The organism is Pararhizobium sp. IMCC21322, from assembly GCF_030758295.1.
In the GTDB taxonomy this organism is placed as follows: Bacteria; Pseudomonadota; Alphaproteobacteria; order Rhizobiales.
This window is the reverse complement of the sequence record NZ_CP132335.1, coordinates 2,291,757-2,306,848: the sequence shown is the minus strand read 5'-3', so window position 1 is coordinate 2,306,848 and position 15,092 is coordinate 2,291,757. Positions and strand designations below refer to the sequence as shown.

15 protein-coding genes are annotated in these 15,092 nt (G+C 52.9%); 7 read left to right on the top strand and 8 right to left on the bottom strand.

Going from position 1 to position 15,092, the window contains the following annotated elements; translation table 11 throughout:
- Nucleotides 1-34: 34 nt before the first annotated feature.
- The 5 genes from RAL91_RS11070 to RAL91_RS11050 are packed head-to-tail and all read right to left on the bottom strand — an operon-like array spanning nt 35 to nt 5,401.
- Nucleotides 35-511, bottom strand: coding sequence for a Na+/H+ antiporter subunit E (locus RAL91_RS11070; protein WP_306262218.1), 477 nt, complete (start codon nt 509-511; stop codon nt 35-37).
- Nucleotides 508-2,187, bottom strand: coding sequence for a Na+/H+ antiporter subunit D (locus RAL91_RS11065; RefSeq protein ID WP_306262216.1), 1,680 nt, complete (start codon nt 2,185-2,187; stop codon nt 508-510). Before RAL91_RS11065 ends, RAL91_RS11070 begins: the two co-directional genes overlap by 4 nt.
- Before the next feature lie 15 nt (nt 2,188-2,202).
- Nucleotides 2,203-2,580: a Na+/H+ antiporter subunit C gene (locus RAL91_RS11060; protein WP_306262213.1), complete on the bottom strand. Its 378-nt coding sequence runs from the start codon at nt 2,578-2,580 to the stop codon at nt 2,203-2,205.
- A complete protein-coding gene (locus RAL91_RS11055; protein ID WP_306262211.1) occupies nt 2,580-2,999 on the bottom strand; it encodes a Na+/H+ antiporter subunit B in 420 nt (139 codons plus the stop codon). The genes RAL91_RS11060 and RAL91_RS11055 overlap by 1 nt, the downstream gene beginning before the upstream one ends.
- The gene (locus RAL91_RS11050; RefSeq protein WP_306262209.1) at nt 2,996-5,401 is read right to left on the bottom strand and encodes a putative monovalent cation/H+ antiporter subunit A; all 2,406 of its coding nucleotides are present in this window, start codon (nt 5,399-5,401) and stop codon (nt 2,996-2,998) included. Before RAL91_RS11050 ends, RAL91_RS11055 begins: the two co-directional genes overlap by 4 nt.
- A 526-nt stretch (nt 5,402-5,927) precedes the next feature.
- Between RAL91_RS11050 and RAL91_RS11045 the strand changes: the two genes are divergently transcribed.
- The 3 genes from RAL91_RS11045 (at nt 5,928) to RAL91_RS11035 (ending at nt 9,577) form a co-directional block, all read left to right on the top strand.
- Entirely contained in the window at nt 5,928-6,863 is a 936-nt protein-coding gene (locus tag RAL91_RS11045; protein WP_306262207.1) for a lipase family protein, read from the top strand.
- 130 nt (nt 6,864-6,993) lie between these two features.
- Nucleotides 6,994-7,413: a peptide-methionine (R)-S-oxide reductase MsrB gene (msrB, locus tag RAL91_RS11040; RefSeq protein ID WP_306262205.1), complete on the top strand. Its 420-nt coding sequence runs from the start codon at nt 6,994-6,996 to the stop codon at nt 7,411-7,413.
- Between the two features lie 79 nt (nt 7,414-7,492).
- Nucleotides 7,493-9,577 carry a S9 family peptidase gene (locus RAL91_RS11035; protein WP_306262203.1) on the top strand — a complete coding sequence of 695 codons (2,085 nt, stop codon included), beginning with the start codon at nt 7,493-7,495 and terminating at the stop codon, nt 9,575-9,577.
- A 91-nt stretch (nt 9,578-9,668) separates the two neighbouring features.
- Here RAL91_RS11035 and rnhA read toward each other — a convergent pair whose 3' ends face one another.
- Genes rnhA through ispH form a run of 3 tightly spaced genes read right to left on the bottom strand, consistent with a single transcriptional unit; the run spans nt 9,669 to nt 12,062 of the window.
- Nucleotides 9,669-10,112, bottom strand: a complete 444-nt coding sequence (gene rnhA, locus RAL91_RS11030; RefSeq protein WP_306262201.1) for a ribonuclease HI — start codon at nt 10,110-10,112, stop codon at nt 9,669-9,671.
- Nucleotides 10,109-11,074, bottom strand: coding sequence for a homoserine kinase (thrB, locus tag RAL91_RS11025; RefSeq protein WP_306262199.1), 966 nt, complete (start codon nt 11,072-11,074; stop codon nt 10,109-10,111). The genes rnhA and thrB overlap by 4 nt, the downstream gene beginning before the upstream one ends.
- Nucleotides 11,075-11,078: 4 nt before the next feature.
- Nucleotides 11,079-12,062 carry a 4-hydroxy-3-methylbut-2-enyl diphosphate reductase gene (gene ispH, locus RAL91_RS11020; RefSeq protein ID WP_306262197.1) on the bottom strand — a complete coding sequence of 328 codons (984 nt, stop codon included), beginning with the start codon at nt 12,060-12,062 and terminating at the stop codon, nt 11,079-11,081.
- Between the two features lie 258 nt (nt 12,063-12,320).
- Here ispH and RAL91_RS11015 point away from each other — a divergent pair, with 258 nt between their 5' ends.
- The 4 genes from RAL91_RS11015 (at nt 12,321) to RAL91_RS11000 (ending at nt 15,053) form a co-directional block, all read left to right on the top strand.
- Nucleotides 12,321-12,917, top strand: a complete 597-nt coding sequence (locus tag RAL91_RS11015) for a superoxide dismutase (RefSeq protein ID WP_306262195.1) — start codon at nt 12,321-12,323, stop codon at nt 12,915-12,917.
- Nucleotides 12,918-13,103: 186 nt separating this feature from the next.
- Nucleotides 13,104-13,544: a cytochrome c gene (locus tag RAL91_RS11010; RefSeq protein ID WP_306262193.1), complete on the top strand. Its 441-nt coding sequence runs from the start codon at nt 13,104-13,106 to the stop codon at nt 13,542-13,544.
- A 32-nt stretch (nt 13,545-13,576) separates the two neighbouring features.
- On the top strand, nt 13,577-14,485 hold the full coding sequence (locus tag RAL91_RS11005) for a cytochrome c (RefSeq protein ID WP_306262191.1): 909 nt from the start codon (nt 13,577-13,579) through the stop codon (nt 14,483-14,485).
- Between the two features lie 133 nt (nt 14,486-14,618).
- Nucleotides 14,619-15,053, top strand: coding sequence for a BA14K family protein (locus tag RAL91_RS11000; protein ID WP_306262189.1), 435 nt, complete (start codon nt 14,619-14,621; stop codon nt 15,051-15,053).
- The last annotated feature ends 39 nt before the right edge of the window (nt 15,054-15,092 follow it).

Sequence of the window (15,092 nt, the reverse complement as noted above, 5' to 3'; positions counted from 1 at the left end):
TTGACCGCTGTGTTGAGGAAGGTTTCTGCTGCGCTCATCGAAACGCCTCCATAATCTTCATCTCAAAGCCTTCAGCGATGTCGCGCTTCAAGGCTTCTTCATCCGTCACATTTATCGCGTGTATATAAAGAATTCTCCGATCGGGCGAGACGTCCACAGACAATGTGCCCGGTGTCAGCGTAATCAGATTGGCCAGCAGGGTAATTTCAAAATCCTTGTCCACGCGCAACGGGTACGCCACGAAGGCCGGGTTGAGTTTCATTCTTGGTGACAAGACAAGCTTCGCTACCGAAATGGACGACAGAACCAATTCATAGAGGAACAGCAAAAACAGGCTTACGACCCGCCGTACGCGGCTCATATAGCCCACTGTACCCACCTGTTCGCGGATCAGAGACAGAGCCAGAGCTGACAACGCGAAACCAAACAGCAGATTGGGCAGGCTGAATGAGCCGGTTATGGCCGCCCAGACCAGTGCCATCAAAATATTTATGAGAAACAGCGAATTCATGACCCATCTCCTGACTGGCTGTCCTCTGCGGAACTATCTTCCGGAGTTTCTATCTCTGTTCCAGGCTCCTGGCCTATTGCAGCATCAGCAGATTCTACTCCCAGAACAGAGCCGATATAGCTTTCGCTGTATAACAGCCCCCCGGCACCACCGGCTGCGACATTCAGATATGGTCTTGGCAGGAAGCCAAGCCCGATGACAAGCACAGTCAACCCGATGATCGGGAACATCATGTCGCGCCTGTCAGCCGGGTCGCTCAAGGGCATATCGTCCTGTGTGACGCTTTCGCCATCGGGCGTTCCAGACGGCCCTCCCCGCCAGAAACTCATGACCCAAATCCGGCCCACCGCGATTGTGGTCAAAAAGCCCGTGACCAAAATGGCTGCCGCCAACCAGCCACTGCCCCCAGAAAGGGACGCCTGAACCAATGTCAGTTTGGGCCAGAAGCCGGAGAAAGGAGGCAGTCCGGAAATCGCAAATGCAAGGATCAGAAAAATGGCGGACAGAAACGGGTCCTTGCCATACAAACCGCCAAGACCGCGCAAATCGTGAGAGCCGGTCCGGTGGATCATCAATCCACAAGTCATGTAGAGAGCCGTCATGACAATCATCGAATGAACCGCATACATGATAGCGCCCATCAGCCCGAGATCAGACATCAGTGCTACACCGGCCAGCATGGAGCCAATACCAGACACGACCAGATAACCCATGGTCCGTCGAATGTCGCTCTGCGCCAGAGCGCCCAGCACGCCGAACAACATGGTAGCACCTGCGATCCATGCCAGAATGTCGGCGAAAACCGCCAAAGATGCCGGCATCAACATGACCAGCGTGCGCAACAGCGCATACACGCCTACCTTTGTCAGCAAGCCAGCAAATACCGCTGACACGACAATGCGCGGCGTGTGATAGGACGCAGGGAGCCAACTGAACACCGGAAACGCTGCGGCTTTCATGGCGAAGGCCAACAGGTATAGCGCAGCAATTGTGTTAATCGGCGCGCCATCGGGAAGTTCAGCCACGCGCACCGCAATATCGGCCATATTCAATGTACCGACCAGCCCGTAGAGATATCCGGTTGCAATCAGAAACAGTGTTGTGGCGATGAGGTTCAAGAATGCGTATTTAACCGCGCCATCCAGTTGCGCTTTTTCATTCCCCAGGATCAACAGCCCGAAAGATGCGATCAGCAGAACTTCGAACCAGACATAGAGGTTGAAAATATCTCCGGTCAGGAATGCGCCGCTGACACCTGCCATCAACAACACCAGAAACGGAAAAAATCCGTATCGCCGATGCTCCGTGTCGATTTCTGTCAAGGCATACAGACAGCAGAAAAACGCCACCAAGGCTCCGACCAGAACCAGCAAGGCGCCCAGAATATCAACCGCAAATGAAATTCCAAAGGGCGGCAACCAACGGCCCATTGTCATCACAATCGGGCCGCTATTGAGCACATGGAAAAACAGGCCAACAGAGGCGACAACCAGTAAGGCCAAAATGGCGACAGCTGTTTGGCCCTGAATTGCCGTATTCTTGCGTTGAGCCAGCAAAAATGAACCGCCAAGCAGGCAGATTATAATCGGCGCAACCACAAGCCAGTCAGCAAGGGCTGGTGCCTGGGTGACCATGGCCCCCGTAATATCAACAGGTACTGTTGCTTTTACTGCCATAATCCGTTCTCAGCCCTAGTAACCAGTTGGCGGAGCGGCTTCGTCAGCCGGCTCCGCAATGCGCATAGTGTCAGTGTCATCCGTGCCCAGTTCCTGATAGGCGCGATAAGCCAGTGTCAGCAAAAAGGCAAAGAAGGAAAATGAGATAACGATGGCTGTCAGCACCAGTGCCTGAGGCAAAGGGTTGGCAATGGTTGGCGCTGCAATAATCACGTCATCAGGCACAATGGGCGGCACTTCCCTTGTGAGGCGCCCATTGGTGAAGATCAGAAGATTGACGGCGTTTCCAAGCACAACAACACCCAGCAATATGCGGATGATGTGAGGTGACAGCATCAGATAGACAGCCGTCATGAAAAAGATGCCAATTAAGGCTGAAAGTGCGACTTCCATTACAGTTTCTCCCGCTCTTCCAGTCCAAGCGCTATGGACGCGATCGTTCCCAACACCACCAGATAGACACCGATGTCAAAAACCAGTGGTGTCGACAGCGCAATCTCGACGCCGAAAATTGACGGGTATATCCAAAGACCGGTAAAAAACGGAACCCCTGCAAACAGCGATATGACGCCTGCCGAAGCTCCAATGAAGAGGCCGGTTCCGGCAATCGACATTGGATGAAACACCAATGCACGGCGGACTGGTGGAACACCGCAGGCAACACCATAGATTGCAAAAGCGGACGCTGCGATCAGCCCGCCGATGAATCCGCCACCCGGTTCATTATGGCCGCGCAACAACACGAAAATTGAAAACAACACCATCAGGCTTGTCAGATAAGGGGCCGTGGTTCTGAAGATCACTGTTCTCATGATGTGGTCTCCTGAACCTGTGCGATTTTGACATTGGAGTTAACACCGGCATCGCTTTTGTCAGCGATCGCCAACGCATCCAGTTTCCTTTTGGGGCGTAGCCGTATCAGCGCCAGTATGGCAAGGCCGGCGATGGCCACAACAGCAATTTCTCCCAACGTATCAACACCGCGGAAGTCCACGAGGATAACGTTGACGATGTTGCGCCCATGGGCAATTGCCACGCTGTGCTCCCGGAAGAAGTCGGAAAGTTCGGAGTTAAATGGCTGCTGCGTAACCGACAGGAGCAAGAGAAAGAACCCGCCCCCGACTGCAACGGCCAGCGAACCATCCACGATGGTCCTGCCCACGGAGCGATGATCTGTCTGATAAAGGCTGAGCCGCGTCATCACCAGAGCGAGAATGACAACTGACAATGTCTCGACCATAAATTGGGTAAATGACAAGTCGGGCGCGCCGAACAGCATGAAAAGCAGCGCCACCGCAAAGCCCTGTATGCCCAAGGCCGCTATGGCTGAGAGACGATTTTTGGCATTCAGAACAGCTGCCAGACCAATGACAGCGATGGCCATCACCCCCCATTCGTAAAATCGCATCTGGGGCATTTCCGGCCAGTCCGGCAATTCATCCAGCAAGATGAGCGGCAGCAAAACGGCCGCTGCAGTCGCGGCAAAAGCGACTTTCATATAAAGGTTCATCTGACCTGGCTGGATCAGTCGGGTCACGCGGTGCGACATCAAGACCAGGCCGCTCATAAACTGATCGAACCCAAGGTCTGGTCCCCATCCAATGGCCCGCAGCACACGGTCCATCGCCGCACGCAGCGAAGCCAGGCGGAAGAACAGGATCAGACCAATGGCAACCGTAATGAGGGACAGGATCAGATTTGCCTTGATGGCGGACGGGAACAGATGAAATTCCGGTTCCAATACTGTTCCAGCCACACTGGACGCCATTGGCCCAAGAAGATAAACGCTGGTCCACTGCAGGAACAGGGCAGACGCCAGGCCACACAGTGACAGCACCACCGGACCTGCCAGCATCAACACAGGCCCCTCATGGGCAGCTTTCGGCGTTTCCACCTTGGCACCCAGAAATGGTTTGAAGGCGACTGCAAACCCGATCACCAGCATCAACGCATTGCCTATGACAGCTGTAATTGTCAGGGCCATGAATGGCAGTTCAGTGCCCCAGATGCCAAGATAAAGTTCTTCCTTGGCCACAAACCCAATGAAGGGAGGAAGACCAGCCATCGACAGCGCCGCCAGAGCCCCGGCACCAAAGGTGATCGGCATTGCTTTGGCCAGACCGCCAAGCTTGGTGACATCCCGCGTGCCCGCTTCATGGTCCACCAGTCCGGCTACCATAAACAGCGCGCCTTTGAACAGCGAATGCGCCAGCAAATAGATAACCGCACCCTGTATGGCTATCGTATTGCTGGTACCGACCAGCATGACCAGAAGGCCCAATGAGGCCACTGTCGTATAGGCGAGCATCAGCTTCAAATCTGTCTGGCGCACAGCCAAAAGCGTGCCAACGATCAGCGTTGCTCCACCAAAGATGGGCAGAATGATCGACCAGATCAGCGTGTCGCCCATGATTGGCTGAACCCGCATCAACAGATAGACCCCGGCTTTGACCATGGTCGCCGAGTGTAGATACGCGGAAACAGGCGTCGGTGCCTCCATGGCATTCGGCAACCAGAAATGCAGCGGGAACTGAGCGGATTTGGTAAAGGCGCCACCCAGAAACAAAAGCAAAATCGGCAGATAATAAGGGCTGGTTTGCAACAGGCCGGGTTGGGTCAGAAGCGTAGACAGATCAGATGTCCCGGCCACCAATTGCACCAGTATGACGCCAGCCAGCAATGACAAACCGCCGCCGCCTGTAACGACAAGGGCCTGAAGGGCCGCGCGGCGGGACTTTTCCTTGGTGTGGTTGAAACCGATCAGCAGGAATGATGTGATCGATGTCAATTCCCAGAAAATGAAGACCGTAATCAAATTATCAGAAATGATCAGGCCCTGCATGGACCCCATGAACAGGAAGATGAACGACAGGAAACGCCCGAGTTGGGGATGGCCCTTCATGTAGCCGCCAGAGTAAAGAACTATGAATGTGCCAATGCCGCTGATCAGCAAAGCAAACATCAGGCTGAGACCGTCGATCAGATAGGAAAGCGGCCACCCCATTCCGGGCCACCAGTCCCACACGCTGGCAATGCCAGCGCCACCGGCAGTCTGATCGATAAATCCAAGGAAATGGACAAAGATACCTGCTGGCACCAAAGCCAGAAGCCAGGATCCATTATGGCCGAGCATCCGAACCACAAACGGCGCAAACGCCGCGGCGATGAAGGGTGCCAGAATGGCAATGAAGGTGCCATCAATTGCTGCGTTCACGAATCCCTACCCTTGATTTCTTTGCACGACATATAAAGCGCTCTTATCCATTTGCAACAAAAGCGCCCGGGGTGCAAACCTTCTGGCAGGAATTAAGGAAAGTCGCCATTCTACTGCAATGTAAATGGGTAATCATCGAGCCAAAGACAATGAAATTCGCTGCAGTTTTCATTCAAATTACATGGATTTGGTTCATTTCTACAACAGGATAGCGAAATTTGCTCATGATCTGATTCAATTTCCTTTTAATTAAGCTCAAAGTCTGTCCGCCAAATGCGTTTCCCTGCTGCTCCAAGAGCTGTACAGGCCCTCATCACCAACCCCTGGTTGGTTGCTGACGGCGATTCGATTTTTGACGGGGGTTTTTCAACTGGCCGTCTTGAGCATCAGTCCTGCCGTGCCTCTTCCTCTTTCGTTTTTCAAACCAAAAGCTGATTGGGTGCCACATGTCATCAATGGCATTCACTTTGTTCCTTTTGACAAGATGCGCTATGCTTTTTCGGCAAGGTCAGTATGGAGTAAATCAATGCGGTTGAACTATCTGCTGGCACAATGCTGCAGGGTGGCTGCTGCATTGCTGCTTCTGCTCTTGCTGGGTGCCTGTGCGGCATCAAGCCTGAATTTCGCAAAACAGCTGACAAACCAGCCTGCAGGAATTCAGACTGACTTTGTTGAGGTCATGAGCTACGCGGAACGTTCTGAAGCCGCGTATGCCTCTCCCGAAATCATCAGACAACGCTTTCCACAAACAATCAGGGTTGCTGTGCCTGAGAACACGAAAGTCCAATACTTTCTGGAGATGTCAGCTGAGGAAAAAACCCAGACAATCAGCATACGTGGAACAGCCAATTTTATAGATGTGCTTCTTGATGCAGAGACCGTCATTGAAGAAAGCGTGAGTTTGGGCATTCCGGTTCACACCGGTTTTCAAAGGCTTGCATTGCGGGTCTATGACGATGTGAAACCGTATTTGCACAAGGACTACAAGACCAGACTCACAGGCCATTCTCTGGGGGCCGCAGTCGCCGCCATCTTGATATTGTATCTGCAGGATGACGGCTACACCGTCGATCGGGCCATCAACTTCGGTCAACCCAAATTTACGACTGCTCTTGGTGCCAAGCGGTTCAAGGATATACCGCTGCTACGCGTTGTCGACAGTGATGATGTTGTTCCGCTCCTGCCGCCCAGGCTGTTGCGGGATCCCCTGCACGGTCCCTATGAACATCTCGGCGAAGAAGTCATCCTTCTGGGAGGGACGTCATTCATCCAGCTCAATAAGCATGATTCCTCGCTCGTTTCCGTTGACAGTTTCTGGCGCAACATCAGACACGCCTCGCTGAAGGATCATAAAATGAAACGCTATCTGATGCGCATCGCACCAAAGCAAAGTGATGCGCAGCAAGTTGACTATGTGACTTGGCGGGAAAGCGAGCGCAAGCGATCTCCTCAGCTTCAATAGGGCTGTTTCACCAGGTCAGTTTGAATTGAGTGATCACGTCGAAGGACAGTGCCCCTTTGCAGATACACTTGCCGCAATCAGGTGCAGGTCCTATTTGACCAATCACAATACCGTTAGAAAGCAGTTTCCGATGACAAAACAAAACCGCACACCGACCATCACAAAGACAGATGAAGAATGGCGTGAGCAGCTTACGCCCGAGCAATATCACGTCACACGGCGCCATGGCACAGAGCGTGCATTTACTGGACCGGATTGGGACCAGAAGGCAGATGGCCTATACAAATGCGTCTGCTGCGACACACCCTTGTTCCGCTCGGAAACCAAATATGATTCAGGCACCGGCTGGCCCAGCTTTTACGCGCCGGTTGATGAGGAATCGGTCAACGAATTTAAGGATCGGAAGCTTTTTAACACACGTACGGAAACGAGATGTGCCACCTGCGACTCGCATCTGGGCCATGTGTTTCCCGATGGGCCTCAGCCGACAGGTTTGCGTTATTGCATGAACGGTCAGGCTCTGAGTTTCAAAGCTGACGAAAACCATTGAACCAAACAGGCATAACCTGTTTGAACCCACCTCACTCCATTCCCCAGACCTACGGGTAGCCTGTCCGAAAGAGAGCGCCATGTCGTCAACACCACCCTTTGCCGAAAAACGTCCTACGTCCTACACACATCACGGCATCTCGGTTGAAGATGCCTATGCATGGCTCCGGGCGGATAATTGGCAAGACGTTATGCGTGACCCCTCCGGTCTCGCGCCGGATATAAGAACGCATCTGGAAGCAGAAAATGCCTATACCAGCGCTTCCATGGCAGACACAGAAGCGTTGCAGGAAAAATTGTTTGAAGAGATGCGTGGCCGTATCAAGGAAGATGACAGTTCCGTCCCCTCGCCCGATGGTGCCTATGCCTATCTGACCAAGGAGTTGACCGGCGCTCAGCATCCGCTGCTGGTGCGTACCCCGCGTGATGGCGGCGCAGAAAGCGTGCTGATTGATGCCAATGTGGAAGCGGAAGGCCTTGCCTATTTCAAGCTTGGTGGTGCCAGCCATTCACCTGACCACAGCAAGCTGGCCTGGACAGCTGACCGAAAAGGATCAGAAAAGTACCGCCTGAACATCCGTGATCTTTCCAACGGGAATGAACTGGCGGACCAGATTGAGGAAACCACCGGAGCTGCCATTTGGGATGCGGACAGCAGCGGTGTTTTCTACACTGTCCTTGATGATAATCACCGTCCCTGCAAAGTCTTTTATCACAAGCTTGGGACCGATCAGTCCGAGGACCACCTTGTTTATGAAGAGCCGGACGCCGGGTTCTTTCTGGGCGTCGGCAAAACCCTTTCAGGCGAATATATTCTGCTCGACAGTCATGATCATGAAACGTCTGAAGTGCGCGTTGTTCGTGCAAACGCCCCCAAGGCTGCTCCGCAGTTGATTGCTGCGCGGCAAACCGGCGTTGAGTATTCCGTTGAGCATCATGAAGAGCAGTTTTACATTCTGACCAACCGCGATGGCGCAGAAGACTTCAAGATCGTGACAACAGCAATTTCCAGCCCTGCGCCGGAAAACTGGAGCGATCTGGTACGGCACAGGGCCGGAACGCTGATCCTGTCGCTGACACTTTACACGCATCACATGGTGCGGCTGGAGCGGTTTGACGGCCTGCCACGGATCATTGTGCGAGACCTTGCATCCGGAGACGAACATTCCGTTGCGTTTGATGAAGAAGCCTACGCACTTGGCGTGTCTGACGGGCTTGAGTTCGACACTGATACTGTTCGGTTCTCTTACAGTTCCATGACCACGCCTGCCCAAGTGTTCGACTATCAGATGGTCGATCGGTTGCGGACACTGCGCAAAACGCAGGAAGTGCCGTCCGGCCATACAATTGAGGACTATCGCACGCGGCGTATCTTTGCATTGGCAGCAGATGGTGAACGCGTGCCGATTTCCATCCTTTACCACAAGGATACAAAGCTGGATGGCACTGCGCCCTGCCTGCTCTATGGCTATGGGTCCTATGGCATCAGCATGCCTGCAGGCTTTTCAGTGACGCGCCTGTCACTGGTAGATCGTGGGTTTATTTATGCAATTGCCCATATTCGCGGTGGTAAAGACAAGGGTGATCGCTGGTACCGTGACGGACGACGCGATAAAAAAGTCAATACGTTCAAAGACTTCATTGCTGCAGGGCGTTTCCTGGCTTTGGAAAACTTCACCTCTGAAGGACTCATTATTGCACATGGCGGTTCTGCAGGCGGTATGCTGATGGGTGCCGTTGCGAATATGGCACCGGATCTGTTTGCTGGTATTATTGCCGAGGTTCCCTTTGTCGATGTTCTCAACACCATGCTGGACGACACGCTGCCCTTAACACCGCCAGAATGGCCGGAATGGGGTAATCCGCTGACAAGCAAAGACGATTTCAAAACCATTCAAGACTATAGCCCTTATGACAATGTCACGGCGAAAGACTACCCGGCCATCGTTGCGCTGGGCGGTCTGACCGATCCGCGTGTGACCTATTGGGAGCCGGCCAAATGGGTGGCTCGTCTTCGTGAGTTGAAGACCGACGACAATCTGCTGATGCTGAAAACCAATATGGATGCCGGCCATGGCGGCGCATCCGGGCGGTTTGATCGGTTGAAAGAGACCGCGTTTACGACCGCGTTTGCATTGAAAATAGCGGGTTGGACGCAGGATTAACGGTTTTTCCCAATTAGCGACCATGGTTACACTTAGCGCTGTCCAATAGGCCTTTTTGCAAGCTAGGAACACGCAGCGTCAGAGTCTGATCTCAATCCTTAAACGGTGCCATGCCTGTGCGGGCCAACTCATCGGCCCGTTCGTTCATGTCGTGGCCCGCATGGCCCTTGACCCAGTGCCAGCTGACATCATGGCGCTTCAGGGCTTCATCCAGCGCTTGCCACAGCTCGACGTTTTTTACCGGCTTTCTAGCGGAGGTTTTCCAGCCGTTTTTCTTCCAGCCATGAATCCAACTCGTTATGCCGCCTTTGACATATTGGCTGTCGGTCCAAAGCTCTGCCTGGGCTGGTTTTTTCAACGCATTCAGCGCTTCAATCGCAGCTGTCAGCTCCATGCGGTTATTGGTCGTGTCCGGCTCACCGCCATAAAGCTCTTTGCTTGTATCGCCATAAGTGAGAATTGCACCCCAGCCACCCGGTCCCGGATTCCCTGAACAGGCTCCATCCGTGTAGATCACAACTTTCTTGTCACTCATGGGTCAACTCCGTAGGCAGAAATACTGTCTACATCCATGTGGAAGCGCAGTTTCTTAAGATATTCCAAGGGATTTTTAGGCACCACAAGAGCGCCTGGCGGCACGCGCAGCCAATCGTGAAGACGTGTCAGCAGGAAACGCATGGATGCGCCGCGCGCCAGTATTGGCAGCGCATGCAACTCGTCCAGTGTTAGTGCGCGAACGGAACGGTAGCCCTCGATTAATGCGCGTGCTTTTGTCACGTTAAACGCGTTGTCACGCTCAAAACACCAGGCGTTGAGGCAGATCGCCAGATCGTAAGCCAGCATCTCGTTGCAGGCGAAATAAAAATCAATCATTCCCGAGAATTTGTCATTCAGGAAGAACACATTGTCGGGAAACATATCCGCATGAATTACGCCGCTCGGCAGGTCATGGGGCCAATTCAGATCGAGATACTCCAGCTCGGCATCAATGGTCTGGGCCAGCCCGCGCAGGACTTCATTGGCGCGGTCACGGGATTGTTCGAACAAGGGTCGCCAGCTTGCCTGATTCAAGCTGTTTGCCCGGGCAATCCCAAAATCCTGGCCGTCCTTGTGAAGCTCGGCAAGCGCCTGCCCCACCATGGTGCAATGTTCAACGTTTGGTCGTTTGACCCACATGCCATCAAGGAAAGAGATGATTGCGGCCGGACGTCCCTCAAGCGTATTGAGCGTGTCGCCGGATTTGTCGTGAATGGGCACAGGGCAATCAAGACCCTTGGCAGCAAGATGGTCCATCAGCCCCAGGAAGAATGGCAGATCCTCAACATCCACCCGTTTTTCATACAGGGTGAGAATGAACTGTCCCCGATCAGTGCCCAAAAGAAAATTGGAATTTTCCACCCCCTCAGCAATGCCCTTGCACGATGTCAGCGCACCGATATCGTAAAGCATCAGGAATTGCTGCAGCGCCTCATCGCTGACATCTGTGTAAACCGCCATAGTGCTAACCCGCAGCGTCCAGTTGGTTTACTTTCTCGCGCAAAGCCCTTGGCAGAGTGAAGACGACATCTTCATCCACTGTGCGCTCCAACTGCACCGTAACGTCAAAGCGGGAGCGGAAGGCATCGATCACTTCATCAACCAGAACTTCGGGAGCGGATGCACCAGCTGTTAAACCCACTGTGCGCACGCCTTCAATTTGCTGCCAGTCAATGTCACTTGCCCGCTGCACAAGATGGGCAGACCGGGCGCCACTGCGTTCTGCAACTTCTCGCAGCCGCTGGGAATTTGAAGAGTTCGGAGCACCCACCACAAACACTGCGTCACTTTTTGGCGCAATGGCCTTCACCGCTTCCTGCCGGTTTGTGGTGGCATAGCAAATGTCTTCCTTGTGTGGCCCGACCACACTTGGAAAACGCCGCTGCAGAACCTTTACGATCTCGCGGGTGTCATCAACCGACAGAGTTGTCTGCGTAATCCACGCCAGATTTTCCGGCTCTTTGGGCTGAATGGTTTCAGCATCGTCTACAGTTTCAATCAGGGTGACTGCCCCTTGGGGCAATTGCCCCATTGTACCAATAACTTCCGGGTGACCCTTGTGGCCAATGAGCAGAATTTCACGGGCACGCTTGCGGTGAATTTGGGCTTCTTTGTGGACCTTGGAAACCAGCGGACAGGTCGCATCGATATAAAGCATGTTCCGTGCAGCTGCGCTTTCCGGAACAGATTTCGGCACACCATGGGCTGAGAAAATCACCGGCTGATCTGTCTCCGGAATCTCATCCAACTCATCTACAAAAACAGCGCCCTGACGGCGCAGACCATCAACCACATATTTGTTGTGAACGATTTCGTGACGGACATAGACAGGTGGCCCGTAGGCTTTCAGCGCCAGTTCGACAATCTTGATGGCCCGGTCAACGCCAGCACAAAAGCCACGCGGCGCTGCAAGGTAGAGCATCAATGGCGGTTTTTCCGCTGCGGACATGTTGAAGAAACTCCTGGGCAAAGCCCGATGGTGTTTGAATTTGGAAGCTGTGTATCACTGCCCAAATGGGATGGCAAAGCTGGTTTTACACCCAAGCCCATGAAAATGCCGTTCGACGCAAAAATCTCACCTTGAACGCGGGCAAACCATTGCCGAGTGCAGAACACCTGCCTATGTTGCAACCAATCCATTAGATGTGAATTATGGTTTTACCCACACAGCTGGTGGAATTGCCGCATTAACAACCGGAGACACCCGATGGCTTTTGAACTTCCCGACCTCCCCTATGCTTATGACGCATTGGCACCTTACATGTCTGCCGAAACGCTCGAATTCCACCATGACAAGCATCACAATGCTTATGTGACTGCCGGCAATGGCATGATCGAAGGCACCGACTACGCCAACATGTCCCTGGAAGATGTGGTCAAAAAAAGCCACTCCGACAATCCGGGACTGTTTAATCAGGCTGGTCAGCATTTCAATCACATCCATTTCTGGAAGTGGATGAAACCAAATGGCGGCGGTTCGATTCCTGGTAATCTGGAAGCAAAGATCATCGAAGATCTGGGCTCCGTTGCGGATTTCCGTGATGCCTTCATGACTGCTGGTAAAACCCAGTTCGGTTCTGGCTGGTGCTGGCTGGCGCTGAAAAACGGCAAGCTGGAAATCATGAAAACGCCAAATGGCGAAAACCCACTGATCCACGGCGCGACACCATTGCTGGGATGCGATGTTTGGGAGCACTCCTACTACATTGATTACCGCAATCTGCGCCCGAAATATCTGGAAGCCTTTGTCGATAATCTGGTAAATTGGGAATATGTGACAGAGCTTTACGAAAAAGCCAGCTAGCAGTTAATGAACCAGTGACTCTCTAAAGCCCGGCCAAGCGTCGGGCTTTTTTTGTTCACGTTTCCGTGATCTCTCGGGCATTTTTGTTCACGCATCCGTGATCTGTGATGTCCGTTGAACCGGTGACACATTTATAATCGTATGATTTACTGCGCTTGAAATACTCAACCTCAACAGGAGTCGTGTATGAAAAACCTCTTGAAACTGGCTGTGATCGCGGGCCTGGCCAGCGCCAGCACATTTTCCTATGCAGCGGGAGATCCAATTGCAGAGCGTCAGGCCATGATGAAATCAGTGGGAGCCGCGACAGGTGCTGCGGCTGGTATGGTCAAGGGCGAAACCGAATTTGATGCCCGCGTTGCCATGCTCGCATTGCGCACCATGAACGCGGTTTCGCTTGGCTATGGGTCCAAATTCCCCGAGGGTTCCGATACAGGCGATACGAAAGCTGGCCCCGCAATCTGGAGCGACCCGGATGGATTTGCGGCTGCGATCGCAAAATTCCAGACCGATACGGCTGCTGCAATTGCGGCTCCAGCTGCAGATCTTGACACTTTCAAGGCTCAGTTTGGCATGGTTACTGCGAATTGCGGTGCGTGCCATAAAACCTACCAAATACCTAAATAAACACCCCAAAAAGTAGAATTATGCTGCGGCAATTGATAAAAATTGGAGTCGTTCTGGGCTTACTGGGTCTGGGTGTCTTCTGGTATTTAACGATGCCGCAGCAGCTTGCTGCCGATGATCTTCCTGCACACACTGCAGATGCAGACCGCGGTGAATATATTTTTGCCGCAGGTGGCTGCTCTTCGTGCCATGCAGCACCGGGTGCCAAAGGCGATGACAAGCTGATTTTGGCAGGCGGCCTGCGGTTTGAAACAGAATTTGGGACGTTTATCGCGCCCAATATTTCTCCAGATCCCACTGCAGGAATTGGCTCCTGGAGCCCGCTTGCGTTTGTAAACGCAGTCACCAGAGGCGTCAGTCCTGATGGTGCGCATTACTACCCGGCATTCCCATATACGTCCTATAGCAAGGCAAAACTCACCGATGTGCTTGATCTGAAAGCCTATATGGATACGTTGCCGCCGGTTCCCGATGCTGCACCTGCAAATGATGTCGGCTTTCCCTTCAATGTGCGTCGCGGTTTGGGGCTCTGGAAAGTTCTCTTCGCGGATTTCAGCGCCTTTGAGGACGATTCGTCACAAAGCGAGCAAGTGAATCGCGGTGCCTATCTGGTCAATGCGCTTGGCCATTGCGGTGAATGCCACACACCACGCAATCCACTTGGTGCCATTGACAGAAACCTGGCATTTGCCGGTGCCCCGAACCCGGACGGCAAAGGATTTATTCCAAATATCACACCGCATTCCGATGGTCTTGGCAGTTGGTCTGCAGGAGATATCGCTTACGCGCTTGAAAGTGGCTTTACGCCCGACTTTGACAGTCTGGGTGGCTCGATGGCGGATGTTGTTGAAAATACAGCAAAGCTGACCACGGAAGACAGGGATGCCATTGCAGCGTATCTGAAATCTGTGCCGGAACATCCTAAAACCCAAACTCAGTAACGCAGCTCTGGCTTCAGCGCATACACGTCATGCAGGCGGTTTGTGCGCTTGCACCAAAAATGCACCTTACGAAAATGTGCGAATAGTGCTATCATTACTCTGGGTGCCGAATTTATTTTCGGGAGATTTCTGCATGAAACGCAAAAACTATTTGTTTTCAACCTTTAGCAGCTTGTTGGTGGCAGTTTTCATGATTGCCACATACTCATCTGCTGCGAGTGCGCATGGTTCAAAATACCGCCAAAATTACAAGGGCGGAATCATTTTAGGCTTTGGAAGTCATGGCGTATTTGGCGGCGTGAAGACGCGCGGTGGCAAATATGGCCGTCGGTCACATTGCCATGGCCGCAGCTATTGCCATCGTCATGCCAATCGTGGCTATCACAACCACAACAAACGCGGCGTAAAAACCTATCCTCGGCACACAGCTCCACGTTATTACCGGAGCAGAAGAGGGTCGGCGCATGTGAATTGGTGTGATAATCGTTATCGTTCCTATGATATCTATACTGATACGTTCCAGCCTTATAAGGGTGGCCGCAAACGGTGTAACTCACCATTTGATTGATCCATTGAAAAAGCCGGGCAACGTTCCGGCTTTTTCTTT